The organism is Staphylococcus canis (assembly GCF_016238445.1).
In the GTDB taxonomy this organism is placed as follows: domain Bacteria; phylum Bacillota; class Bacilli; order Staphylococcales; family Staphylococcaceae; genus Staphylococcus; species Staphylococcus canis.
The window spans coordinates 17100-41944 of the sequence record NZ_JABANU010000013.1; the positions used below are offsets into that span (position 1 = coordinate 17100).

The window sequence follows — 24845 nt, forward strand, 5'->3', positions numbered from 1 at the left end:
AACATGCAATGGATAGATAAACACCAAAAACAAGATAACGGCTTATACAGCGTCGTTGTTCGTAATGTAGAACTGTCTAATAAAGAACTATTAATTTTGGATAACGGGCTTGATGTAGAAGTCGAGGTCACGCCCGTTGATCCATACGCAATAACAGATAAGCAACGACGAAAAATATTTGCGTTGTGCAATGACATCGAAGAATATACAGGGCAACCACGTGAGTATATGCGTTATATGTTTATGGACTATGTGTCGTTTGTTGAGGGATACGAAAGGTTGTCACTCAGCAATTGCAGCAGGACACAAGCGAATCAAATCATCGAGGTCATACTCGATTGGGTGTTTCACAACGACGTGCCACTCAATTATAAGACAAGCGACCTACTCAAAAATGACAAAGCGTTTCTGTATTGGTCAACAGTGAATCGCAACTGTGTTATATGCGGTAAGCCGCATTCAGACCTTGCACATAGACATGCAGTTGGTAGAGGACGAGACCGCACTAAAATCAATAACTACGATAATCAGGTGCTAGCGCTATGTCGAGAACATCATAACGAGCAGCATCAGATAGGTATAGATAGCTTCAATAAAAAGTACCACTTAGAAAACTCGTGGGTCGATGTAGACGACCGCTTAAATAAAATGTTGAAAGGAGGAAAAAGTACATGAATAAAAAAGATTACGTCATTTATTTATCATTAATTCTTTTAAATTTAATAGCGCTTGTCCTTGCGGTAATTTCTCTGATAGTTCAGTTATAAGAACACCTTTGCTAGTGAATATTTCAAAGTCATATGAACCTAGCGTATTTTCAGAATCTATTACTACAAATGCTTTTCGTGCTTCGTAAGCACCTAAATTGATTGGGAAAGAAGTGCTTTCATTTCTAATATATTTACCTTTTGTAAGCAATGTTTTACTTTGTAATGATTTGATTTTTAAATCTCTATAGTTATCTATCAAAATAAGTTTTGTTATAGATACAGGATTTTTAGTTTCATTTATGAAATTGAATTCGAAAACATTTCTTCTGTTAGCAACAAAGTGATTTTGTAGGTCTACTGATAACCTCAACTTATTTTCCTTAAAATCAATATAGAATTTGTAAATTGTTAAACCTAAAGATATTGCGGAAATTATTATCGCAATTAATGATAACCAAAACATATTTTTTCACCTCAGAAAGATTATATCAGAAAGGAGAATCGAAGTGTCTGAACAACCTAGTTATTATTCAATCATAACTGCAAACGTTAGATATGATAATAGATTAACAGATAGTGAAAAATTACTTTTTGCGGAGATAACAGCACTTAGTAATAAATACGGTTACTGCACTGCAAGTAATAATTACTTTGCAAAATTATACGAAGTCTCAAAAGTTACGATATCACGACGTATATCTAATTTGAAATTACATGGTTATTTACAGGTCGAAATTATTAGAGAAGACAAAGAGATCAAACAAAGAAGAATGTACCCATTAACAGAAAATATAAGACCTATTAACACAAATGATAATACCCCTATTAACAATTCTGTTAATACCCCTATTATCACAAATGTTAAAGAGAATAATACAAGTAATAATATTACAAGTATTAATAGAGACAGAGACGAGACGTCAAAATTATTCAAAGTGATTAGTGAAGAAATAGAAATTATTAGAAATCCACTTAAAGCTCAAGAACTAGAACAAGCAATAGAATCCTTTAAAGAAAATAAAACTGAAATTGTAGAGGTAGCTATTAAATATTGTAAAGAGAACAACAAAGGTATTAACTATCTAATCAAAGTTTTAGAGAATTGGAATAAATCAGGCGTAACAAATAAAGAAGAAGCTAAACAAAAGGTTGCACCTAAAAAACCAAATGACTTTTTAAGTCGAAAAAAACAAGAATTATTTGGAGGTTGATAATATGGCGATGACTGAACAAGAAGCCTTCACACTCATATCGTTAGTAAGCGATAGTTACAATATGGAATTTAACGAGACAAAGTATCAGACGTGGTCATCTATACTTATTAAAGAAGGACACTATGAATCTTCGTTAAGAAAGTTAAAGAAGTATATTAAAGAATCTCAATATAAACCAACGTTAGCTGACGTACTCGCAATTAAACCACAAGGCGTCGTGATGAAAGAAACAGCTATCGAAGAAACACATGAATATAAAGTAAAGCATGACGCTGAATACGCGGAAGAGTGGCGCAAAATTCAAGAGCGAGGTCGTGCATTTATTAGGGAGCTACGCAGCAATGATTGATCGCATAAATACAGAACAAGCAATCGTAACTAACTTGATGAAACACCCAGATTTAATCAGTAAATTTAAGCTTAAACCTCATATGTTTTTAGATGAGAATGTTAAAAAAATCATAGAACACATTCTTGAAACAGGCAAAGCAAATGTTAATGAGATTTATTTTAAGGCACGTGATGATAAAGATTTCATCGATATCAAAAAGTTCAATCAGATTGTGAAGTCTGACGCAGCTGATCGCACTTTCTTCATACAAGACCAAATGAACTTGATTAATCACTATGCAATGCAAATCGCTATAGAGAAATCACAACACTTTTTAGAAATGCCAACAAGAACAAATTTCAACGTATTAATTGATGAGCTAGAACAACTGAAAGAGTTGAAAATTGAACAAGGTGCAAAAACTGATGAATTTCTAGCGAAAGTGATGGAATCGGTGTTGAGTGATAAGCCAAAAGAAATGATAAAAACAGGATACCCATTATTAGATTACAAAATTCACGGTTACGAAAGAGGACAACTGAATGTTATAGCGGCGAGGCCTTCGATGGGTAAGACAGGTTTTGCACTACAGACTTTATGGAATATCGCGAAACAAGGTTATGAAGTATCATTTTTCAGTCTTGAAACAACAGGTGACCGAATTATAGAGCGACTAGCAGCAACTATAAGCGGTGTTGCACTCACTGATATTAAACGACCGCAAGAATTGAACGCTGAAAATACAAACAAAATCATGCAAGCGCTAGATATGATTAAAAAGCACGATATTAACATCTATGACGAAAGTAGACTTACACCTTCAAGAGTTCGAGAGCAAGCATTTAAAGAGTCTGATAAGCCTCAAATCATATTCATTGATTACTTGCAACTAATGGAATCAGACACACCTACAAATGACAGACGTGTTGACGTTGAAAAGATAAGCCGTGACCTTAAAATCATCGCTAATGAAACAGGTAGCGTTGTAGTACTTTTATCACAACTTAATAGAGGTGTAGAAGCACGAAATGACAAACGCCCAATGATGAGTGATTTGAAAGAGTCTGGTGGTATAGAAGCTGACGCTAGCATGATTTTTATGTTGTATAGAGATGATTATTACAATCGCGACGACGAACAAGATAGTGACAAATCTGATTTAGAAGTGAATATTGCGAAGAATAAAGACGGAGAAACTGGTGTTGTCAACTTTGAATATTACAAATCTACACAGAGGTTCTTCACATGAATATCTTAGAATTTCAAGAGTTGTTGAGGTTGTTATACACAGAAGATTACCAAAAAGATAATTTTATGAAATTTAAACTATTGCAGTTGGGGTGGGCTGTTGAAAGATTGTTAGAACGAAATGAATTATCTTTATTTGATGATTATGATGAAAAGTCAAAATTGATATATCAAGAGGCAGATATGGAGCAAAGGAGCAGACATGAAAGAAGCTGAAATACAGAAGCAAATAATTGAATCTTTGAATAATTCTGAATGTAAGGTGTGGCGTGCTAATGCTGGAATGATTCGAGTAGGTAAAAGGACGTTGAAACTTTTGCCGAAAGGATTTCCTGATGTTTTCGGAGTAAGACTAAAAGACGGCAAGTTTATAGCAATTGAGATTAAAAAGCCGAATGGCAAATTATCAAGTGAACAAATTGAATTTCAAAATTGGGCGTTAAAACACAAGCTCATATACGGTGTTGCATATTCAGTAGATGACGCACTAAAAATCATTGAGGAGGTTGAATAATGTTCAACTTATACAACGAACGTAAAGAAGCGTTAGTCGTTGTACAAAAGCTAGATGACTATTACAGAGTTAAAGGTTTATCAGGAGGACAACTTGAATTTGTGGACGATGAAGTTGAAGACATTGAAACGTTTAAAAATACATTTGGATTACTCAGTTACGAAGAACTAGGACAAATTGACATGAACGAGTTATTAACTTTTTAGGAGGATAGAGTATGACATTAAAAATTAGAAGTGTAGACGGGCGAATCGTACTAACTGATGAGCAAGTGCAACAAATGCATAAACACGATTTAAAACGTGAACACGTATACAATAGAGTGATTGTTCTAGGGTGGTCAGTCGATAAGGCTGTTAGCACATCGGTGGGAGGAAAACGACATGAAAATTAAAGATTTAAAAATAGGTCAAAAAATTAATTTAGAATATGGTCAACAGCGTTATCGAGATACTGATGATGAAAGATGGATTTGTGAACCTTTAGAAGCAGTTGTAGAAGTGATTGAAATAAATGACGATGAAGCAACCGTAAAATTTAGAGACGGACAATTAATGAAAATTGATAATAGCAATAATTGGGAGACGTTGCCAGTGAATAAAAAAATTGAAAGACCTTCGCATTACGGTTCAAGCGACATTGACTTAATAGATTACTGGTGTATTAGATATACGCCGCAAGAATTAAGAGGAGCATTTAAGTCACAAATGAGTAAATACATTGACAGATTAGGTTATAAGGATGAGGAAATTAAAGAGTTAGATAAAATGATAGATTATGCAATGCGATATAGAAATCATTTGGAGGATAAACGATGAAACAAGTCTATTTAGGCGGCGGGATGTTAGATCTAGGTGACCAAATGCGACGTGAATACGAAAAAGCAGAATTGACTAAATTAGGTTACAAAGTTTATGCGCCACAAGATGACAAGGATATTAATGACAAACACAACGCTCATCAAGATGATTTAGCAGAACGTATTGTGGATAACGACACGCTAGGTATGACGACAAGTCAAATACTAATATTCGATTACCTACCACACAATCAAGGCACGATTTGCGAAATGGGATTTGTACAGTATATGCTTAAAGATTTATCAAGATTAAGTACGTCTATTTATGCAATGCCTAAAGTATATGTCCAATGTACAGATATTAGACAAGGTACAGGTCATATATCTAAAGAGCAGGACAGACAAGAGTTTTCAATTAATCAATATGTATACGGAGTAATTTTAGAAATTACAGAGGGCAGAGGGATTCAAACATTTGATGAGATACTGGAGGAATTGAAAAATGAGTAAAGGTTTCAAGAGTAGATATCATCTCTATGACGCTCAAAATGAGTCACAGTGCGTTGTAATTCCTTCTGAGTATAAAGTATCACTGAGATGTTATAGCACGTATAACAAGCAATTTAATGGCTTATACAGTGTGGAAGAATTAGAAGAACTGAAACGCAAGAGAAATTGGAAATCAGGTGTTTAGGTATGCGTAGAGAATTAAGTAATAGTAAAGTCAAAACGTATAAATATAATACGTACGGTAAAACACCAACACAAATACAACAAGAGTTACAAAAGAAAGGCGTACGTGGATTTGTAGTAAACATAAACTACAATAGCGTACAAATGATAGTAAATCATAAAAATAAGAGACGAAACGAGGAGATATTGCATGACATTCAAAGAACAACGCAACACGTTAATTGACGACATAAAAAAGTTACGTGAAGAGCGTGATGAATTAATTAAAGTTAATAAAAGATTGACAGATATGATTGAAGATATTGAAGCGTTTGTGGACTACAAGCGTGAGGTTAATCCTAGTAATCGTGCTTATATATCTATTAGGCATGGATTAGATGAAATTTTAAGAAAGTGAGAGGATAGTATGAATGAATTAATTAAACAAGTTGAACAATGGAGCAAAGACAAAAATTTACACGAAGGTAATTCAGATAGACAAGCGCTTAAATTTTACGAGGAAGCTGGGGAAGTAGCTGCTGCTCTCTCTCGTAATGATATGACTGCACTTAAAGATGGCATAGGTGACACAATTGTGACACTGATTATACTAGCGCAACAACATGAGATGACAATTGAGGAGTGTTTGCGATATGCGTATAGCGAGATTAAAGACAGAAAAGGAAAAACGATCAATGGAACATTCGTCAAAGAAGCAGACTTGTAAAAAGGATATATTACAACGTGTTAAAGAGGTGCTGGGGAAATGACACAGTATTTAATCACTACATTTACAGATTCAACAGGTCAAACATTCACAGAAGCAACTAAAGCGCGGGAGAATCAAACGTTTGCTATTGTGGAAGCAGAGAGTAAAGAGGAAGCGATTAAGAAGTATGGGGAGGAACGGAAATGATAACTCTGATTTCAGGAATATTACTATATTTACTGCTCACAATCTATATGCTAGTTTTTATCACCGCAGAATTTAGAAGAAAGCTTTTATCACGAAAAATAATTCATTTATTTATAGATTCCATTCATTCAACTATGTACGTATCACCAAACAAAACTACGACAGATGATGAATTGAAGACAATCATCGATAAGTATAGCGACACGTACAAAGTAAAAATTGTTGAGCCGAATACAAGAATCAAAGGTATCAACACATATGTAGTAGATTTCACTAAAGATAGAAAGGGCTGATACGAATGATTAAACGAATCACTAAATTAATCGTTACATTAGCAGCATACGAGCTGATTAAGTATGTAACGGAACAAGCAATTATCGTATTAACATCAGTTGATGATATAGATATGACTTTTGCAGATTGTGACCACATGCATTTAAATAATTTAAGAGCGGAGGTGAGTGAATGATGAAATTCATTTATGATTTGATAGCATTAATAATCGCCTTAATGATCACTTTATTTATTTTCGACGAATCGTTAATTATACTTAATACCTTAGCGATATTCGGCGCTTATAAATTAATAGATTCTTTTGCAGAAAATATAATTAGAGGTGAATAGAATGAATCAAGAATTGTTAGGTGGCATTTATACTCTTGCTGGTGGTGTTCTTTTGTATTCTATTAAAGAGGTAGTTAGATTCTTTGTAGATTCTAATCTACAACGTAAACAAATTAATTTAGAGAAGATATACCCAATCTATTTAGAGTGTTTTAAAAAAGCTAAAATGATGATAGGAGCGTATATAATTCCAGTAGATCAGAAAGAATTTTTAGACTTTTTTGATGCTGATATATATAAAGAGTTGGATAAGCGAAGCCAAAAAGCATATAGAGATATTGTTGCTTTTAGGCAAATAATTAATTTGTCTAATAGAGTTAAGGTTATGGAAGATTTTAAGATGGATTTCAGAAATGAATTTAGTATCAATCAAATATTCTTTCGTAATTCATTTGTTATTGAAACTATAGATGTAGTGTCAGAATATGAAAAAGACATATCCTATTTAAAAAGTATAATAAATAAAATGGAGGCTAAAAGAGAATATATTAGTACAGATAGTTTTATAACGCCTGAGTATCAAAGAAAGATAAATGAATATAACTTGTATCTTGATAAATTTGAAGAGGAATTTAGAAGACATTTTAAAGTCGATAGAATGACCTTAAAAGAAAAAGTAAAAATATGGTTAAGTCGAAAGAACATTAATCGGTTTGATAATAAGTAATGTATTAACGAGAGTTAAAGAATTACTGAAAAAGGAGTGATGCGCGTGGTTGATATGGCAGATATTGTGAAAACGTCAAGAATATACAAAGATATGTCACCAGAAGAAAAACTTAAATATGAAGACGAGTTTGTCAAAAGAATCAAAGAAACGAATCTCAGTGTGCACGATATAGATTTAGAAGAAGAGTTGATAAGTTTCTTCAGGTTCGTGGTCGATTTAGTTCATTATATGGATAAAAAGGACGAAGAGTGATGAGTTCAGAAACATTACTTATACCGAGATGATACGAAAATTTAAATCATATAAATAATATTTCGTCAAGGTGTCACTACTAGGTCACTGTAACAGGTATAATATAAGTAGCGGTGACATCTTACATATGTGGAGGTTCAAGATGAAATTAGGACGTGCTGACATTCCAAAATTAGAAGAGTACTGGTGTAATTATAATAATGTTAAAGGACAATTAGCATATCGACGCTATGAGTTATTGTATCAACCACATGATGAAAATATAGGTGGTGGTAAATCTAATCTACCTGGTAGGCCTGTAGAGCGCGAAGTGGTTAAGCTACATGAAGATAATAAGTACAGAAACTTATCGGAAATTGTTAAAGCAATTGAAGATGTGTACAACAAAGCAAGTAAAGAACAAAAGCTCATTGTTAAGTACAGATATTGGGAAGAGGACTTAACGATTTATGAATGGCCTGACATCGCTCATCAACTTACTAAATTAAGAGACGATGACAAGATTATTAGTCGTGACGCAGTACTTAGAATGCGTAATCAATTAATGCGTGAGACCGCTAAACGAATCGGTTGGATTAGCTTTGAGTAAGCGCACTTCTAACATACTGTAAGTGCGGCCTAAAAAAATTTATTATGGTACTATAAAAGATTGTATCTGATGTGTGTATTCGACACATACTATATTCTACTTACTATATTCTACGAGGCGATGTTCTACCCCAACATCGCCTTTGTATATGCTTATATGAGTTACATACACACGTATATGTAATTGATATGAGTGTATACTCAAATACAATATCTAAAAAAAAATCACTTAAAGGCATTGTGTATATTGCACAGTGTCTTTTTTGTTATAAAATACTTCACATATGTTATTATATATGTAGGAGGTAAATCAAGATGAGCTCATCAAAAGAAGTTATTAAAAAGATTGAGCAAGATGGATGGTATTTAGTAAGAGTGGTTGGTAGTCACCATCACTTCAAACATCCTAATCGTAAAGGTAAAGTCACTATTCCGCATCCGAAGAAAGATTTACCGCGCGGAACAGAGCGCTCAATCTTAAAGCAAGCAGGACTATTATAGTCCTCTTGCATCTTCTTGATATGGAGGGATTAATGTGAAGTATCATTTTTATGCAGTATTGCAACAAGAAGGTAATAGTTACAATGTTTACTTTCCTGATTTGCCTGGTGCAATAACTTTTGGCGAGGATATCGAGGACGCCGTATTTATGGCACAAGATGCTTTAGAAGGTCATTTGTTAGTTATGGAAGATGACCATGATGATATACCTGAACCATCTGAATATAAGGAACTTATTAATGGCTTAGATGATAATGAACAGTTACAGTTAGTCACTGTAGACACTAAACTTGTTAGAATAAAAGAAGAGAATAAGACAGTGAATAAGATGGTTACATTGCCTCACTATATGGTTGTACTAGGTAAAGAGAAAGGTATTAACTTTAGTCAAACGTTACAAAGAGCATTGAAAGAAGAATTAAATATATAAGTTAAAGACATCACATTACGTGGTGTCTTTTTATTATTTTATGTGAGGTTTAGCGATGGATATAATAATCGTGTATGGTCCACCAGCAAGTGGTAAGACTACATATGTTAAACAACATATAACTGATGGTGATATGGTCTATGATTATGACGCTATATCACAAGCAATAACGTTTAGTAGTTATCAACAATACGTGGCACAAGCTCATGATACTTGTTTGCTTGTACGTAATATGATGTTAGATTATGCGCAACATATCGATAATGGCAAGCTGTATATTATTACTACTTATTTGTCAAAGAAGATAACTGATAGAATACCTAACTATCACACAGTTAGAATGGACACAGATATAGACACGTGCATTGAACGTGTGAACAGTAGCGATAGACCCGACAAAGATAAAGTGAAGCAAGTGATAAGAGAATGGTTCAATAACGGTCAAAGCAAACCAGCTAGTGACCGTAAAGTAGATAAAGAAACAATGAGGTTCTATAAGTCAAAAGAGTGGCGCAAGGTGCGTGAGCAAGTACTGATTAGAGATAACTATGAATGTCAAGAGTGTAAGAAACAAGGAATTGTTAAAACGATTGATCCAACGAAACATAAATCACTAGATGTTGACCATATTAAAGAATTGGATAGTTATCCTGAACTCGCATTAGACATGGACAACTTAATTACATTATGCATTAGTTGTCACAATCGAAAACACAATCGATACCAATCAAATCAAATTAAATCAGAAAAGAAAAAGAAATGGATTGGAGATGAATGGTGGTAAACATAAATCCCCCCCTACCTAAAAAATCGCGTCAAATCAAGCTCGGGGAAACGGGGCAGGGGGTCTTTTCTCCACATTTGTCACTGTTTTGTCACGCATAACCCTAGACACAATCAGAAAGGAGTATAAACATGAGAGATAGTAACGCAATTAAAGAACATGAAGAGCGTGTGAATCAAGAAAAAGAACGTTTAAATAAAATATTTAAAGAAATACCTGATGATAAAAAGAAGGCTACTCAAGGCCTCATAATTCAAGCGGCACGCATGCGCGTCTTGTTAGACGACGCTTGGATTGATATTCAAAAGAATGGCGATTATGAGCTGTTTACGCAATCTGAGAACACACCTGCGTATGAACGTGAGCGTCCAATTGCAAAGTTGTATAACTCACGTGACGCGTCGTATCAGAAGATTATTCAACAGTTAATCAAATTATTGCCTGATGAAGTCGTCGAAGAAAAGAAAGCAGACAATACGCTTAAGGGATTACTGAACAATGAAAATAAATAAGCATGTGCAATGGTATATCGACAAATATAAGCATGGCGAAATCATATTGAATAAAGAACGTCGATTACTGATTGAACATTTAGAGCTTAATATATTACATCGTGACGACTTGTATTTCGACCACGATCAAATCGAAATGTGTATTAAATTCATTGAAGCGTTGTACTTTAAATTGCAACCTTTTCAAAAGTTCTTGATCGCATTCATCTTTTTATTCGATGAAGATGATGAACTGTACTTTGAACAATTCTTTTGGCTTGTTGCACGTGGTGCAGGTAAAAACGGACTTATTAGTGGACTATCGAATTACTTCATTAGTGAATTGCATGGTATTGACAATTACGATGGTACAGTAGTGGCGAATACTGAAAAGCAAGCAAAAACATCATTTGAAGAAATGCACCGCGCAATCATACGCAATAAATTATATGACGGTGCAGTGAATGATGAGGAAGGTGCAGGTATATTTGAGCTCACGAAACTTAGAATTACATCTACTAAAACATTTAGTAAATTTGAGTATGCGACTAGTAATGCAGGTTCTAAAGACGGTGGTCGCGAAGGTTTCATAATATACGATGAGATTCACAGATATGAAAATAATGACATAGTAGACGTATTCTCGAGTGGACTTGGTAAAGTAAAGCACCCTCGAGAATTTTTTATAGGTACAGACGGATTCGTTCGTGAGGGATTTTTAGACAAGATGAAAGAGCGTTCTATGGAAATATTAGAAGGACGGGCTAATGATGACAGATTGTTTCCGTTTATATGCCGACTTGATAATAAAGACGAAAAAGATAATCCTGACATGTGGTCCAAAGCAAATCCAATGTTCGAAGAGCCTATGAGTGATTATGGACGACGATTATTCAGAAAAGTGTTAAATCAATACAACGACCTGAAGCATAATCCAAGCGGATACGAAAACTTCATGACTAAACGTATGAATCTACCTGAAGAAGATTCAAATAAAATTGTTGCTTCACGTGATGATGTGTTAGCGACTAGTCGTGATATCCCACCACTTAAAAATAAAACAGCAATTGGTGGTGTAGACTATGCAAGTATTAAGGACTTTGCAGCTGTTGGATTACTGTTTAAAAATGGCGATGATGTTGTGTGGGTATCACATTCGTTCGCACGCAAAGAATACTTAGACCAAGCTAAATTAAAACCTCCAATTAAGGAATGGGAGCGACAAGGTCACTTAACAATTGTTGATGAACCTTCAATTAATCCTGTTCACATTATCAATTGGTTCGTTAATATGCGTGAGAAGTATGCAATACAAAAGATTGTAGCGGATAACTTCCGCATGGATTTACTTAGACCATTATTTGAAGAAGCGGGATTTGATATTGAGGTTATTCGTAATCCGCGTGGTGTACACAGTAAGCTAGCACCACGAATAGAAACGTTATTCGCGAACCACAGAATTATCTTTGGAGATAATCCTTTAATGCGATGGTACACAAATAACGTTGCGGTACAAGTTAAAAAAGACGGTAATAAAGAGTTTATCAAGAAGGACGAACATCGTCGTAAAACAGATGGATTTCACGCATTTTTGCATGCTTTATATAGTGTAGATGAAATACAAGAAGTCGACCTTAACAAAGCGTTCGACTTACTAGATCAACTTAACTTCTAGTTAGAAAGGAGGTGATTCATTGGGATTCTTTAGTTCAGTATTTAAGCGTAATTTAGAGATTCGCGACATGTTAGAACTTGATTTAGCGATTGATCCGGCAGAACGTTCATATTTGAAACGCATGGCACTAGAGTCTGTAATTAACTTCATCTCACGTACATTCAGTCAATCTGAGTTTTGGGTAAAAGACGGACAAGAATTAAAAGAAGACACACTGTACTACAAATTAAATGTTAGACCAAATAGCGATTCAAGTGCGTCTGATTTTTGGCATAAAGTCATATACAAGCTCATTTATGATAATGAGGTATTAATCATCAAAAGTGATAGTGATGAGCTATTAATAGCGGATGACTTTTATCGTGAAGAATATGCAGTGTATGAAGATATTTTCAAAGACGTTGTAGTAAAAGACTATAAATTTGGTCGCACATTTAAGATGAGTGAAGTCATTTATTTTAATTACAATAACGATAAGTTACAACGCTTTGTTGAGTCACTTTTTGCGGATTATGGCGAACTTTTTGGACGTATGATGGATACACAACTTCGTAAAAATCAAATTCGTGGTGTTGTTAGTGTCAATTCTGGAGCAGGTAATATTGATAATACTCAAATGACGCGACTACAAAAGTATATTGATAAGATTTACAACCAATTTAAAAACAATGGCGTCGCGATTGTCCCTGAAATTTCAGGGTTTGAGTATAAAGAATTGTCGAAAGACAGTGTTAATGGTACTGATAATGGTGCGGAGAACTTACAGAAACTTAAACGTATGATTATTGATGACGTTGCTAAAATCGTAGGTATCCCATCGAATTTGATTCATGGTGACGTTGCGGATTTAAGCAATGCAATGGACGCTTACATTGATTTTTGTATTAATCCTTTGATTTCGAAAATAGAAGATGAGCTTAACAGTAAATTCTTTACTGAAGCGGAATACTTGAAAGGTAAGCGTGTAAAAGTTGTTGGTATTAATGCGGTTGATCCAATTAAAAATGCGGAAAAAGTCGATAAATTAATTTCGTCAAGTGCCGCAAAGCAAAACGAAGTGCGTGAACTTCTAGGACTTGCACCTGTTGAAGATGGAGACCGATTCATACTGACTAAAAACTATCAAACAGAAGAAGTTTTGAAAGGAGGTGCTAACGAGAATGACGACGAAACAAGAACTGATGAAAATAGCGTCTAAATACAGTTTTAAAAATGAAGTGACAGACGATAAAGTGATTCTTACTTTAAGTGGGCCAGTTGCACAAGAGTCTTTTTTTACAGATAAAACAATTAACGCTCAAGACATTGCAGAAACACTAGATGATGTAGATAAAGATATCGTAATCAGACTTAATAGTCCTGGTGGCGACGCGTTTCAAGGTATTGAGATTTACAATTACCTTAAAAATCACAAGTCACACATTACTGTAGAAGTCACTGCACTAGCAGCGAGTGCCGCTTCAATCATCGCAATGGCCGCAGACGAATTAGTAATGTGTAAAGGTTCATCACTAATGATTCATGAAGCGTCAACAATTGCAATTGGTAATAAATCAGAGGTTAAAAAGGTCATCAACGCACTTGAAACAGTAGACGCTTCTATCGTTGAAGTGTATAAAGACAAAACTGGTTTAGACACTGATGAAATTGAACAACTCATGAGTGATGAAACTTGGTTCACTGCACAACAAGCAGTTGATAAAGGATTCGCGGACAAACTAGACACGGTTGAAACACCTAAAGAAACTGAAAGCACTGAAGAAAAAGATGAACATATTGCCGCAATGATGAATGAAGTTGAAAATTTAAAATCAGAATTGGCAATGTTCAAAAACAATCATAAACCTAAAAAGAAACGTTATTTATAGGAGGTCATTAAATGGTAGTTAAATTCAAAAATGACATTGAAAACAATGTTAATCAACTTAAGCAAGAATATTTTGAAGCGGTACGCAATGACGCGGACGCCGAAACAATCGAAAACAAATACGGCGAGTATATGGCGGCATTTTCTGCTAACTTACACGACAATGTGTTAAAACAAGCGCGTGAAGAAGTGTATAATACATCAACTGACAAACAAGTGAGAATGAATCGTGGCGAAAACATTCTAACTTCAGAAGAATCACGTTTCTTCACAAATTTAGTTGCAGATGACGCAGACTTAGACACGTATAAAGAAGAGGTAATTTTACCTGAATCAACAGTATTACGTGTGTTTGAAGATATGCAAAAGCAACGTCCACTATTATCTAAAATTAATTTTCAAATTGCAGGAATTAAGACACGTCTTATTGTAGGAGACCCGAAAGGAGCAGCGGTTTGGGGAGAAGTTTTCGGTAAAATTCAAGGACAAATTGAAGCAAACTTTAAAGAATTAAACTTCTCACAAAACAAATTAACGGCATTCGCAATTGTACCTAAAGACATGTTAGAGTTTGGTCCTGAATGGATTGAACGTTACGTACGCTTACAATTAGCAGAAGCGATGGCGTTAAAACTAGAAGAAGGTGTGGTTAAAGGTAAAGGTGCCGCTTCAAATCAACCGTATGGATTAACGAAAGAATTAGAATATGATGAAGATGGCAAAACAGTAACTGGCGCAACTGACAAACAGTCATCTGGTACATTAACATTTGCTAATGCGCGTAAAACAGCAACTGAATTAGCAGGTGCGTTAACTCAATTATCAACTAAAGAAAATGGTTCACCTGTTGATGTTTCAGCTGGCGTAACTTTACTTGTTAATCCACAAGACCAATTCTATGTGAAAGCACAAAATACTATGCAAACTGTGAACGGCGCATGGGTAACGTCATTACCTTTCAACGTTGACGTTGTTGCGTCTGAATTCGTTGAACCTAAAAAAGCAATTTTCTTTGTGGGTAGTCGCTACTATGCAGTTCAAACTGGTGCAGTATCAATTAAGTCATATGATCAAACATTAGCATTAGAAGACGCAGACGTATTCATTGCTAAACAATTTGCGCATGGCATGCCTGACGATAACAAAACTGCACTTGTGTATGATTTAGACTTAAACCCTAAAGCACCTGAAGAAGAATCTACTGGTGGATTAGGCGGTTCAAGTGACTTAAGCGTTTAATTAAGTGAGGTGGTTGCATGATTACACAAAACCACGTTAATGAAATGAAACGTCGTTTAAAGATATTTCACACGTTCGAAGACGAGCACATTAAAGATTTAATTAAACAATCGTACGCAGACATTGAAAGACGTTGTCAATCATTCGATATTGACAATAATGAAGTCGGTAAAGAACTTGTATATGAACGTGTGAGATACGCGTATAACGACAGTTTAGAATACTTTAATGAAAACTTTTTATCACAAATAACTTCATTTGCATTAAGCAATATGAAGGAGGTTGATTATGAACAAGAATTATAGACCACCAAAAATTAGCAATGGGGACTTACGTGTACTTGTTGCTTTTTTTCGTATGGTTGAAAAAGATGGTCCATTTCCAGGAAGCAAAAAGAAAATAAAAGCGTTCGAGACGTTATGTGAAATATATGAAAGTTCAACTAAAGATTTAGAGCGTGTGGGTAATGTTACAGGTTCACACACAATCACACTCAACTATCGTAACCCACATCAAGACTATCAAATTAAGCACTCAGACACGTTTGAACTCGTACATGACTTATATTCAAACCTTACATTTAAAGTGGTCGATTTTGCTCCTAATTCAAGTAATAAAGAGATGATTAAAGTTGTAGGTGTAGCAAATGACAATTAAATTAAAAGGTATGCGTGAGTTAGAAATAGAGTTAGAAAAACGTTATGGACGTGCGAAAATGATACGTATTATTGATGAGGCTCTAATGGCAGGCGGCAAAGTGATTGTGAATAATATCAAACAGAACTTTCAAAGCTTTAAAGATACAGGTGCAAGTATTGATGAAGTCACGTTATCAAAACCTTTTACGATTAATGGGACGCGTACAATTAAGATTCATTGGAAAGGTCCTAAAGGACGTTACAGAATTATCCACTTAAATGAATTCGGAACAATCAAAAATCCTAATCCTCGAGGAAAAGGTGCGATTGATCGTGCTCTTAGAAGTGGAAGAGAAGCATATTTTCAAGTCGTAAAACGAAAGTTAGGTAAATGATATGAAAGATATATTAATGGAAATCTATAACGTGCTTATTAACGACACACTTGTACAAAAATACGTTGATAAACGCATTAAATTTTATGAATATCCTGAACCATCTAGTATTAGCCAACCTTATATTGTGATGAGTGAAATTGATGATACATTGCCCGCAGAATACGCAGACAATGACAACTTAGCGCTCAGTTACCTTGTACAAATTGATGTGTTTGTACCTGAATCTGACGACTACGAAGCGTATTTTGTACGCAATGAAGTAAGTTATCATATTTCACGATTATTGAAAGAACTTTTGAAAATGGAAAACACCTCAAACGCAAAACCAGAATACGATAAAGATTTAAAAATTTACAGGTCCGCTCGTAGGTACGAGGGGACTTTTTATCGTTCTGAATTAAATTTTTAGGAGGAAACAAATATGGCAAAAAAATACAATGCATTTACTGGTGTAACAGGTTTCTACTATATGCCTTTAAATTCAAGTGAGGTTAAATCAATTACTGAACCTGAACGCATTAAATATTTACAAGAAATTCAAGTATCTAAAGAGCAATCAATCGAAAGAGCATACGGAGATAATAGTGTAGCAGAGCTTGCCGTATCAAACGGTACTGTTGAACTAGAATCAACATTCCACCACTTACCGATTGAAGATAGAGAAGTATTATTCGGTTTAGATAAATCTGATGATGGTGTGATCGGTGTAGGTAATAATACACCACCATATGTTGCAGTAATGTTTGAGAAAACAACTGAATCAGGTTCGTCTGAATATGTTGGATTACTCAAAGGTATGTTCACATTCCCTGAAGTTTCAGGACAAACAAAGGAAGACGGTGTAGAGTTCTCTCAAGACCAATCTACAGCTGAATTCATGCCTGCTGAAGTTGAAGGCTTTGATAAAGAACAAACCATGCTTTTAGGTCGTGATGAAAAAGGCACAACTACAATGCGTGACACTATTTTCAAAAAAGTCTTCGGTAAGGAGCACCCAGACGCAAAAAAGTCTGAAGAGCTTTCTGAGGAAGAAGAGTCAACAGGTGGACTTGGCGGCTCTAGTGATTTAGGAAGCGATCTTGGTGGAGATTCTGAAGGATTAACAATGTAATAAGTGAGGTGCTAATGTATGGCTAAATATGAAGTATTACATGATTTTGTTGATTCACAAGACAATGACAAATTGTATAAAAAAGGACAATTCTATCCACGCCCACCTAATAAAAAGGTAGACGCGGAACGTATTATGGAATTGTCAACTTTAGACAACAGACGAAAACTTAAAGTAATCAAACCAATTGATTAAATTCAGGGGCATTGCGCCCCTTTTTTATTTGCAAATAAAAATTAAGGAGACTTATTATGACTAAAAAAATTAACTTTATTCGATTAGTAGTGTTAGATTCAGAAGGTAATGCAAAAGAGGATAAAAACGGCAATCTTGAACTAGAAACATACTTCACACCAAACTTTATTCCATTCCGTAAAATTTACGAAGCCTCTGAAATTATGGAAGGGACTTCAGAAGATGGCAAAGAATTAAGTGAAAAAGAAATGTTTAAGCGTATGACTGATTTCATCGTAAGTGTATACAAAAATCAATTCACTAGCGATGATTTATTAGATAGATTACACGCACCTGACGCAGTAACTGAAATTCATGCACAAGTTGAGTTCGTCGCACAAGGTCAAATGGATGACGACAGAAAAAAGCAATTAGCGAAAATGATTTAAGTGATAAGTTGATCACATGGACTGAACATAAAAACAATTTGAAAAAAATCGCATATCAATTCATGAAAGAAGGCGGAAAAGATATTAACGATATTCTTGATATGCCTTTTTCATTTTTTATGGACATCGTCGAAGAAAGTAAAAGAAAAGAAGTGAAAAAGCAAGACAGTATGCTAGACGCATTCACTAATTTATAAGTAAGGAGGTGTAGCGTATGGCAGAAAGAATAAGAGGATTACAGATTGACCTATCTATGCAAGATATGGGTGTCGCACGTACGCTTTCAGGTATTCGACGGAGCTTCAGGCAACTCAATTCTGATTTAAAGTTATCTGGCAACAATTTCAAGTATTCTGAACGCTCAATGTCAAGTTACAAAAATCGTATACGTGAGTTAGACGCCGCAACAAAGCAACAACGTAATAATGTGAAAGACTTACGTGCACAATATCAACAAGTAGCACGTGAACAAGGCGAAAACAGTGCTAAAGCAGTACGATTGCGTACTGAGTATAATAAGCAAGCTGATACGTTGAATAGGTTAGAACATGAATTAGAACAAACTGTAGAAGGATTCAAAAGGTTTCAACGTGAAGCACAAGAAGCCGCACGTATATCTAATAGTTCATTCGGTCGATTAGGTCAAAAATTTACAGATATAGGACCAAAACTTACTAGTGTTGGTGAATCGATGAAGAGTGTCGGGCGTTCAATGAGTATGTATGTAACCGCACCAGTTGTAGCCGGATTTGGATTAGCCGCGAAGAAAAGTATTGACTTCGACGATTCAATGCGCAAAGTTAAAGCGACGTCAGGTGCAACTGGTAAAGAGTTCAATTTGTTAAGAGACAAAGCGCTCGAGATGGGCGCCAAAACTAAATTTAGTGCTAGTGAATCCGCAGAAGCTCTTCAATATATGAGCTTGGCCGGGTGGGATACCAAAGATATGCTTAACGGTATTGACGGTGTCATGCAGTTAGCGGCCGCTTCAGGCGAAGACCTAGCACAAGTGAGCGACATCGTAACTGACGGTTTGACGGCATTCGGTCTCAAAGCTAAAGATAGTGGCCACTTTGCAGACGTGCTAGCACAAACAAGTTCTAAAGCTAACACAGATGTTAGAGGCTTGGGAGAAGCGTTTAAATACGCCGCACCAGTTGCAGGTGCACTAGGATATACTATTGAAGATACATCGATAGCGATTGGATTAATGAGTAATGCGGGTATGGTAATGCTCGAACACACAGTAATGTGTGCGTAGAAATCGGTGAATTCGGTAGAGGTTAAGTCAAAAGATATACTAATACCGAGCCAAGCGTGTGAATGTTCAAGAAGTAACACGAAGGTGTAGAGACTAGAGGTTGAACTAGAACGAGTAATAATACCTCCACGAGCGCCGATTGTCCTATTAGGATAAAGATATAGTCCGACACTCGAAGGAAACTTCGAGATTGTAGGGTAAACTCCTACAAATAACTGTTGATTAAAGGTGAAAAAGCAGGTACAGCATTACGTACTATGTTTACCAACCTTGCAAAACCTACAAAAGCGATGAAAAATGAGATGGAAAAGTTAGGTATATCTATCACAGACAGTAACGGTAAGATGCTACCAATGCGTGATGTTATGGATCAATTGCGTGGCAAGTTTAAAGGACTGTCAAAAGACCAACAAGCAAGTGCTGCTGCTACCATTTTTGGTAAAGAGGCAATGAGTGGAGCGCTTGCTGTCATCAACGCGTCTGACGAAGATTATAAAAAACTAACTAAGTCTATTGATAATTCCGCAGGAGCAAGCAAACGTATGTCAGATGAAATGGAAGGTGGCATAGGCGGTTCGATACGTAAGATGAAATCTGCTATTGAATCACTTGCAATAAGCGTTGGAGATGTACTTGCACCTTACATTAGAAAAGCCGCAGAAGTTATTGCATACCTTGCAGAAAAGTTCACTAAAATGCCAGGTTGGGTAAAAACCGCAATTGTTGCATTTGGTGTGTTTGCGGCGGCATTAGGACCAATCATATTAACGGTTGGTGCATTTACTGCGGCAATAGGTAGTATCATGACAACGTTAGGTCCCGTATTAGTAGGAATTGCTAAAGCCGGCGGATTAATGAGTTACTTAACATTAAAAGCACCGCTTCTAGCAAGAGGTTTAACTCTTATTGGTGGAGCGTTTAAGTTTATGTTAGGGCCAGTTGGAATCGTAATCACTGCAATCACGTTATTAGTTGGTACATTTATACATCTATACAAAACTAATGAAAAGTTTAGAAAAGCGGTAGATAAAACGTGGAATGCTATTAAATTTGCAATAATAAAACCAGTTTTATCAGCCAAACAAAATTTGACAGTCTATTTTAATCTAATTAAAGCGACGATTATCGTCGTTTGGAACGCGATCAGAACTTATACAACATCAGTGTGGACATACATTCGCAACACAGTAGTCAATCTCGCTAAATCGATATGGATAGGTATTCGCAGTGCGTTTAATGCGTCATGGGCGTTCATACGTTTCGTGTTTACTGCAATACGTAACTTTATTGTGAGTATCTGGACGAATATTAAAAATAGAACAATCGCGATAATTAATTCAATGGTTGCGATTACACGTTCAGTATTCAACAACTTGTATAGCTTCAGTAAGAGTTTATTCAACAGGTTAAGAAACTTCTTAGCGTCAATCTGGAACAATATTCGCAACACTGTAACGAATCACGTACGTAATATGTTCAGTGCAGTACGTAATATATTCAACTCACTGTCATCAAGTACACGTAGTATATTCAATAACTTACGCACGTTCTTAGTAGGATTGTGGTCAAATGTACGCTCACGTGTTACGTCTATCGTTAGAGATTTGTGGAATAAGGTTCGTGCTACTTTCAATAGTTTATTGAGCGGCACACGTAACATATTCAACAAAGTTAAAAGCACGATGACGTCGATATGGCAATCTATTAAACGTTCTGTCACAAGTATTGCGGCATCACTGTGGACTAGTGTTAAACGTACGTTTAACAATATGGCAAGTGGACTAAAAAATATCATCGGTAGAATCAAGAGTCATATTACTGGTATGGTTGACGCTGTTAAACGTGGTTTAAACAAATTGATTAAAGGTGTCAATTGGGTAGGTAGTAAACTCAATATGGACCCAATTCCAGAATTTAAGTTTCACACTGGTACAACGTCAACGCATACACAAAATGTTGTAACTAATGGTAAAGTGAACCGCGACTTATTCGCGACAGTTGGTGACAAAGGTAAAGGCAATGGCCCGAACGGTTTCAGACACGAAACAGTGATACCACCAACGGGGAAAGCGTTCATTACACCAGCAACAGACACGACAATACCATTATCAAAAGGTACACGCATTTTAAACGGTCAACAAACTTACGACATGTTAAACCAACCACGCTTTAGCAACGGTTCAGCTCCTAAAAAATCAAATAACATGTTTAGTTTATTAGGTGGAGGCAAAAAACCTAAAAAACATAAGCGTGGCGATGATTTAGTTGGCGACGTTCAAAGCACGCTTGGTAAAGCAGGCGCAAAAACTAAAGCATTAGCCGGACATATTGTTGATGGTAGTAAAGCAACAGTTAACGCCACTTTAGATGTCGCTAAAAAAGGTAAAGATTACGCGATTAAAGCAATCGGCGATGTACTAGATTATATCGACAATCCCGCAAGTTTAGTGGATAAGGTCATTAAATCATTTGGCTTTAACTTTGACTTTGTTAAAGGCGACTTACTTAAAAATTTAATGAATGCAATATACAAAAAAATTAAATCAGCTGTTACCAAGCTATTTAAAACATGGCTTGAAGATGCAGGTGGTGGCGACGGCGGATATATTGACTTATCTAAAGGTATAAATTTCGGCTTCCATCCAACAGCAGCATCAGCAGCGGCAGCAGGTTACCCATTCGCACGAGCACACCATGGCTTAGATATTAACTATAAACATGATAAAGTTTACAGTACGATGAGCGGAACGGCTAACGCTTCATATGGTTGGAATGGCGGTTTCGGTAACATGGTAAAAGTTGTTAATGGCGCTTTAACGTCGATTTATGGCCACTTGCATAAATTAGCATTCACAGGAAGTAAAAAGGTGCGACCTGGTACGTATTTAGGTATTTCAGGTGGCGACCCACGTGAAGATGGACAAGGTGCAGGGAGCTCCACAGGGTTACACCTACATTATGAAATGCAAAAAAATGGAGTACCTTTTGACCCTACAAGTTGGCTAAAAAAGAATAACGGGGGCGGAAAAAGCGGCGGCAAACAAGCACCATCGGCATGGCGTTCTACAATCGTTAGAGCCGCGAAACGCATGGGCGTAAGTCCAACTAATTCACAAATCAATGGTATTATCGCACAAATCCAACGTGAAAGTGGTGGCGACGCTAGCATTATACAAAGTGCCGCATTAAGAGATGGTAATTATGGTGCAAATAGAGCACGCGGACTATTACAGTATGTCCCAGGAACATTTAACGCCTTTGCAGTTAAAGGTCACACAAACATTAAGAGTGGTTACGATCAATTACTGGCATTCTTTAACAATTCAAATTGGGCTAACGACATTCAGTATGGTCGCTCAGGTTGGGGACCACGCGGACGTCGACGTTTCGCTACTGGAGGCCTCATCAAAAACGCTGGTTGGTACAACATAGCGGAAGGTGGTTATCCTGAGTGGATTATTCCAACTGATCCATCAAGACGAAGTGACGCTATGAAGTTATTAGCATTAGCGGCTCAAGACATTGACAATGGTAAAACAACAGGAAACAAACGCCCTGGACAATTACCACGCGTTAACTCAAATGACAACACTGCTTTACTGTTACAAATGATTGAAAATCAACAAGCACAAATCAATGTGCTTATGGAAATTGCACGTAGTAATAGTGAGATTGCTAATAAAGACTTTAATCCAGTCATTGACGAAGACGCATTCGAACGTCAACACAATAGATATCAAGATAAACGCGAACGTCGTGAACGCAAATCAAACATGTTTAGAGGTGGTGCATTCGCAACATGACAAATGAAAATATCATAGTAAATAATAAGAAAATTGATTGGTTATTTATTGAAAGAGGGTTTAAAATACCCTCTTTTAATTTTGCAACTGAAACTGAAAAGGTACCAGGACGACCAGGTTCAATAATGAAAAGACGTGAACTAAATGGGTATGAATTTGATTTACCTTTAATAGCGCGTAACGATTATTTAGTCGGTCGTAAAACACATGATGAAATACTTAATGAACTTGTGAAGTTATTCAATTACGATGAACCAGTGAAATTACAGTTATCGAACAAATCGTGGCATTGGTGGGCTTACTTTGATGGTCCTATCGAAATTGTGAGTAATAACAATGGTTTTGTGAGTTTCACAATCAAAGTAATACTCACTGATCCATATAAATATGCAAATGAAGGTAGTCAAAACACTGCTATACAAGACCAGGTAAGTATCGTCAATGTTGGTAATGCGAATGTTAAACCGCACTATACACTAACTGCATTGAAAGATACACCTTACTTGCATTTGAGTACTGAAAGTAATAAATATTTAGCATTTGGAGAACCTTTTGTAGTAGGTACAAACATTACTGATAAACGACCACGTATATTACTAGACGCAATGAATACTTTAGTTGGTTGGTCACACATGCCTACAAGTGAAAATATTTCTGATAACTATTCAGGTGGCTTAATCGAAGGACAAATGACAACAAATGTCAGTAACACTGCAATCACACCTCAAACTTATGGTACGCACGATACAGGTTGGCATGGTCCTGCAATACGTAAATCACTTAGTAAAACGTTACAAAATTGGAAAGTCATTTGTTCATTGAAGATATTTCAAAAGGACAACAAAGGTATTGCAAAAGGCTTCTATCACTTTACTGACGAAGCGGGTAAATTAGTTGCAAGTTTAGGACTTGTGGACGATACAGTTGCGGTTGGTGGTACTAAAGCGGTTGTTCAAATCTATGATGAATATGGTAACCGTAAAGAGTTATTGAATTACTTAGGAGATGAAGGCGCTTCATATAACGATATGGAAGTGTACTTATTGTTGCAACGTCATAATGATAAGTTCATTGTAAAAACTTGGGCTTACTATAAAGACAAAAATGGGCGTACACAACAACATTCACGACTGAATTTTGACAGAAGTTTTAATGATAGAGGTAAGCAATATAATCGACCAATTAGACAAGTGATTGGTTATGTTGCGCGTCATAGTGATTATCCAGTTTTACCTGTTTATTTAACACGTCTTGAAGTCATCGAAATACTTGATAATGTTGGTTACGACTATTTCATTAAACAAGGTGATGTGGTCGAAATTGACACAGAACGTGAAGTCGCTTATGTGAATGATATACCGATTAAGACTTATAAAGATTTTGCGAGCACTTATTTCAGTATTGATAAAGCTCATCAAGAAGTGATCATACACCCTGAAAAAAACTTTGATACAGTCGTGAAATGGCAAGATAGGTGGTTATAAGC

37 protein-coding genes and 1 pseudogene are annotated in these 24845 nt (G+C 35.9%); 37 read left to right on the top strand and 1 reads right to left on the bottom strand.

Annotated elements, in window-relative coordinates; genetic code table 11:
• Positions 1–3: 3 nt before the first annotated feature.
• On the top strand, positions 4–675 hold the full coding sequence (locus tag HHH54_RS06110; protein WP_198617957.1) for a putative HNHc nuclease: 672 nt from the start codon (positions 4–6) through the stop codon (positions 673–675).
• 15 nt (positions 676–690) lie between these two features.
• Here the strand turns inward: HHH54_RS06110 and HHH54_RS06115 are convergent, their stop codons facing one another.
• Positions 691–1173 carry a hypothetical protein gene (locus tag HHH54_RS06115; RefSeq protein WP_198617958.1) on the bottom strand — a complete coding sequence of 161 codons (483 nt, stop codon included), beginning with the start codon at positions 1171–1173 and terminating at the stop codon, positions 691–693.
• A gap of 43 nt (positions 1174–1216) precedes the next feature.
• Between HHH54_RS06115 and HHH54_RS06120 the strand changes: the two genes are divergently transcribed.
• The 36 genes and pseudogenes from HHH54_RS06120 to HHH54_RS06295 all read left to right on the top strand — a co-directional run bounded on the left by HHH54_RS06120 (position 1217) and on the right by HHH54_RS06295 (position 24843).
• Positions 1217–1921, top strand: a complete 705-nt coding sequence (locus HHH54_RS06120; RefSeq protein WP_198617959.1) for a helix-turn-helix domain-containing protein — start codon at positions 1217–1219, stop codon at positions 1919–1921.
• Between the two features lie 4 nt (positions 1922–1925).
• Positions 1926–2273 carry a replicative helicase loader/inhibitor gene (locus HHH54_RS06125; RefSeq protein WP_198617960.1) on the top strand — a complete coding sequence of 116 codons (348 nt, stop codon included), beginning with the start codon at positions 1926–1928 and terminating at the stop codon, positions 2271–2273.
• The gene (locus HHH54_RS06130) at positions 2266–3504 is read left to right on the top strand and encodes a DnaB helicase C-terminal domain-containing protein (RefSeq protein WP_198617961.1); all 1239 of its coding nucleotides are present in this window, start codon (positions 2266–2268) and stop codon (positions 3502–3504) included. The genes HHH54_RS06125 and HHH54_RS06130 overlap by 8 nt, the downstream gene beginning before the upstream one ends.
• Positions 3501–3719, top strand: a complete 219-nt coding sequence (locus tag HHH54_RS06135; RefSeq protein ID WP_198617962.1) for a hypothetical protein — start codon at positions 3501–3503, stop codon at positions 3717–3719. Before HHH54_RS06130 ends, HHH54_RS06135 begins: the two co-directional genes overlap by 4 nt.
• Positions 3706–4017 (top strand): VRR-NUC domain-containing protein, encoded by a 312-nt coding sequence (locus HHH54_RS06140; RefSeq protein ID WP_198617963.1) that lies wholly within the window; start codon positions 3706–3708, stop codon positions 4015–4017. Before HHH54_RS06135 ends, HHH54_RS06140 begins: the two co-directional genes overlap by 14 nt.
• Positions 4017–4223, top strand: coding sequence for a hypothetical protein (locus HHH54_RS06145; protein WP_198617964.1), 207 nt, complete (start codon positions 4017–4019; stop codon positions 4221–4223). The genes HHH54_RS06140 and HHH54_RS06145 overlap by 1 nt, the downstream gene beginning before the upstream one ends.
• A gap of 11 nt (positions 4224–4234) precedes the next feature.
• Positions 4235–4411 (top strand): hypothetical protein, encoded by a 177-nt coding sequence (locus HHH54_RS06150; protein WP_198617965.1) that lies wholly within the window; start codon positions 4235–4237, stop codon positions 4409–4411.
• Positions 4401–4835, top strand: a complete 435-nt coding sequence (locus tag HHH54_RS06155; RefSeq protein WP_198617966.1) for a DUF3310 domain-containing protein — start codon at positions 4401–4403, stop codon at positions 4833–4835. The genes HHH54_RS06150 and HHH54_RS06155 overlap by 11 nt, the downstream gene beginning before the upstream one ends.
• Positions 4832–5326: a nucleoside 2-deoxyribosyltransferase gene (locus tag HHH54_RS06160; protein ID WP_198617967.1), complete on the top strand. Its 495-nt coding sequence runs from the start codon at positions 4832–4834 to the stop codon at positions 5324–5326. Before HHH54_RS06155 ends, HHH54_RS06160 begins: the two co-directional genes overlap by 4 nt.
• A 186-nt stretch (positions 5327–5512) precedes the next feature.
• On the top strand, positions 5513–5734 hold the full coding sequence (locus HHH54_RS06165; protein WP_198617968.1) for a hypothetical protein: 222 nt from the start codon (positions 5513–5515) through the stop codon (positions 5732–5734).
• Positions 5700–5906 carry a hypothetical protein gene (locus HHH54_RS06170; RefSeq protein WP_198617969.1) on the top strand — a complete coding sequence of 69 codons (207 nt, stop codon included), beginning with the start codon at positions 5700–5702 and terminating at the stop codon, positions 5904–5906. The genes HHH54_RS06165 and HHH54_RS06170 overlap by 35 nt, the downstream gene beginning before the upstream one ends.
• A gap of 9 nt (positions 5907–5915) precedes the next feature.
• Positions 5916–6215 (top strand): MazG-like family protein, encoded by a 300-nt coding sequence (locus HHH54_RS06175; RefSeq protein ID WP_198617970.1) that lies wholly within the window; start codon positions 5916–5918, stop codon positions 6213–6215.
• Between the two features lie 39 nt (positions 6216–6254).
• Positions 6255–6404, top strand: a complete 150-nt coding sequence (locus HHH54_RS06180; protein ID WP_198617971.1) for a DUF1381 domain-containing protein — start codon at positions 6255–6257, stop codon at positions 6402–6404.
• A 298-nt stretch (positions 6405–6702) separates the two neighbouring features.
• On the top strand, positions 6703–6873 hold the full coding sequence (gene rinB, locus HHH54_RS06185) for a transcriptional activator RinB (protein WP_198617972.1): 171 nt from the start codon (positions 6703–6705) through the stop codon (positions 6871–6873).
• Positions 6874–7029: 156 nt separating this feature from the next.
• Positions 7030–7695: a hypothetical protein gene (locus HHH54_RS06190; RefSeq protein WP_198617973.1), complete on the top strand. Its 666-nt coding sequence runs from the start codon at positions 7030–7032 to the stop codon at positions 7693–7695.
• Positions 7696–7740: 45 nt separating this feature from the next.
• Positions 7741–7950 (top strand): hypothetical protein, encoded by a 210-nt coding sequence (locus HHH54_RS06195; RefSeq protein WP_198617974.1) that lies wholly within the window; start codon positions 7741–7743, stop codon positions 7948–7950.
• A 142-nt stretch (positions 7951–8092) separates the two neighbouring features.
• The gene (locus HHH54_RS06200) at positions 8093–8539 is read left to right on the top strand and encodes a DUF722 domain-containing protein (RefSeq protein WP_198617975.1); all 447 of its coding nucleotides are present in this window, start codon (positions 8093–8095) and stop codon (positions 8537–8539) included.
• Positions 8540–8853: 314 nt separating this feature from the next.
• Positions 8854–9039, top strand: a complete 186-nt coding sequence (locus tag HHH54_RS06205; protein ID WP_198617976.1) for a type II toxin-antitoxin system HicA family toxin — start codon at positions 8854–8856, stop codon at positions 9037–9039.
• Positions 9040–9073: 34 nt separating this feature from the next.
• On the top strand, positions 9074–9469 hold the full coding sequence (locus HHH54_RS06210) for a type II toxin-antitoxin system HicB family antitoxin (protein WP_198617977.1): 396 nt from the start codon (positions 9074–9076) through the stop codon (positions 9467–9469).
• Positions 9470–9953: 484 nt separating this feature from the next.
• Positions 9954–10253 carry an HNH endonuclease gene (locus HHH54_RS06215; protein WP_198618024.1) on the top strand — a complete coding sequence of 100 codons (300 nt, stop codon included), beginning with the start codon at positions 9954–9956 and terminating at the stop codon, positions 10251–10253.
• 131 nt (positions 10254–10384) lie between these two features.
• Positions 10385–10765, top strand: a complete 381-nt coding sequence (locus tag HHH54_RS06220; RefSeq protein WP_198617978.1) for a hypothetical protein — start codon at positions 10385–10387, stop codon at positions 10763–10765.
• Positions 10752–12419, top strand: a complete 1668-nt coding sequence (locus tag HHH54_RS06225) for a terminase TerL endonuclease subunit (protein WP_198617979.1) — start codon at positions 10752–10754, stop codon at positions 12417–12419. Before HHH54_RS06220 ends, HHH54_RS06225 begins: the two co-directional genes overlap by 14 nt.
• A 19-nt stretch (positions 12420–12438) precedes the next feature.
• A complete protein-coding gene (locus tag HHH54_RS06230; protein ID WP_198617980.1) occupies positions 12439–13617 on the top strand; it encodes a phage portal protein in 1179 nt (392 codons plus the stop codon).
• Positions 13580–14287, top strand: a complete 708-nt coding sequence (locus HHH54_RS06235) for a head maturation protease, ClpP-related (RefSeq protein WP_198617981.1) — start codon at positions 13580–13582, stop codon at positions 14285–14287. The genes HHH54_RS06230 and HHH54_RS06235 overlap by 38 nt, the downstream gene beginning before the upstream one ends.
• 11 nt (positions 14288–14298) lie before the next feature.
• Complete coding sequence (locus HHH54_RS06240) at positions 14299–15525, top strand: phage major capsid protein (RefSeq protein ID WP_198617982.1); 1227 nt, start codon at positions 14299–14301, stop codon at positions 15523–15525.
• 17 nt (positions 15526–15542) lie between these two features.
• Positions 15543–15830 carry a head-tail connector protein gene (locus HHH54_RS06245; protein ID WP_100008554.1) on the top strand — a complete coding sequence of 96 codons (288 nt, stop codon included), beginning with the start codon at positions 15543–15545 and terminating at the stop codon, positions 15828–15830.
• Positions 15814–16182, top strand: coding sequence for a hypothetical protein (locus HHH54_RS06250; RefSeq protein ID WP_198617983.1), 369 nt, complete (start codon positions 15814–15816; stop codon positions 16180–16182). Before HHH54_RS06245 ends, HHH54_RS06250 begins: the two co-directional genes overlap by 17 nt.
• Complete coding sequence (locus HHH54_RS06255) at positions 16172–16558, top strand: hypothetical protein (protein ID WP_198617984.1); 387 nt, start codon at positions 16172–16174, stop codon at positions 16556–16558. Before HHH54_RS06250 ends, HHH54_RS06255 begins: the two co-directional genes overlap by 11 nt.
• 1 nt (position 16559) lies before the next feature.
• Positions 16560–16970, top strand: a complete 411-nt coding sequence (locus tag HHH54_RS06260) for a hypothetical protein (RefSeq protein WP_198617985.1) — start codon at positions 16560–16562, stop codon at positions 16968–16970.
• Positions 16971–16982: 12 nt separating this feature from the next.
• Positions 16983–17672 (top strand): major tail protein, encoded by a 690-nt coding sequence (locus HHH54_RS06265; RefSeq protein ID WP_198617986.1) that lies wholly within the window; start codon positions 16983–16985, stop codon positions 17670–17672.
• Between the two features lie 18 nt (positions 17673–17690).
• Entirely contained in the window at positions 17691–17867 is a 177-nt protein-coding gene (locus HHH54_RS06270) for a hypothetical protein (RefSeq protein WP_198617987.1), read from the top strand.
• Between the two features lie 56 nt (positions 17868–17923).
• On the top strand, positions 17924–18295 hold the full coding sequence (gpG, locus tag HHH54_RS06275; RefSeq protein ID WP_198617988.1) for a phage tail assembly chaperone G: 372 nt from the start codon (positions 17924–17926) through the stop codon (positions 18293–18295).
• Between the two features lie 62 nt (positions 18296–18357).
• Entirely contained in the window at positions 18358–18492 is a 135-nt protein-coding gene (gene gpGT, locus HHH54_RS06280) for a phage tail assembly chaperone GT (RefSeq protein ID WP_275322690.1), read from the top strand.
• A 17-nt stretch (positions 18493–18509) separates the two neighbouring features.
• A pseudogene (locus HHH54_RS06285) lies at positions 18510–19523 on the top strand (phage tail tape measure protein); the annotation flags it as partial.
• 251 nt (positions 19524–19774) lie between these two features.
• Positions 19775–23359, top strand: coding sequence for a phage tail tape measure protein (locus HHH54_RS06290; RefSeq protein ID WP_198617990.1), 3585 nt, complete (start codon positions 19775–19777; stop codon positions 23357–23359).
• Positions 23356–24843, top strand: coding sequence for a phage tail domain-containing protein (locus HHH54_RS06295; protein ID WP_198617991.1), 1488 nt, complete (start codon positions 23356–23358; stop codon positions 24841–24843). Before HHH54_RS06290 ends, HHH54_RS06295 begins: the two co-directional genes overlap by 4 nt.
• The last annotated feature ends 2 nt before the right edge of the window (positions 24844–24845 follow it).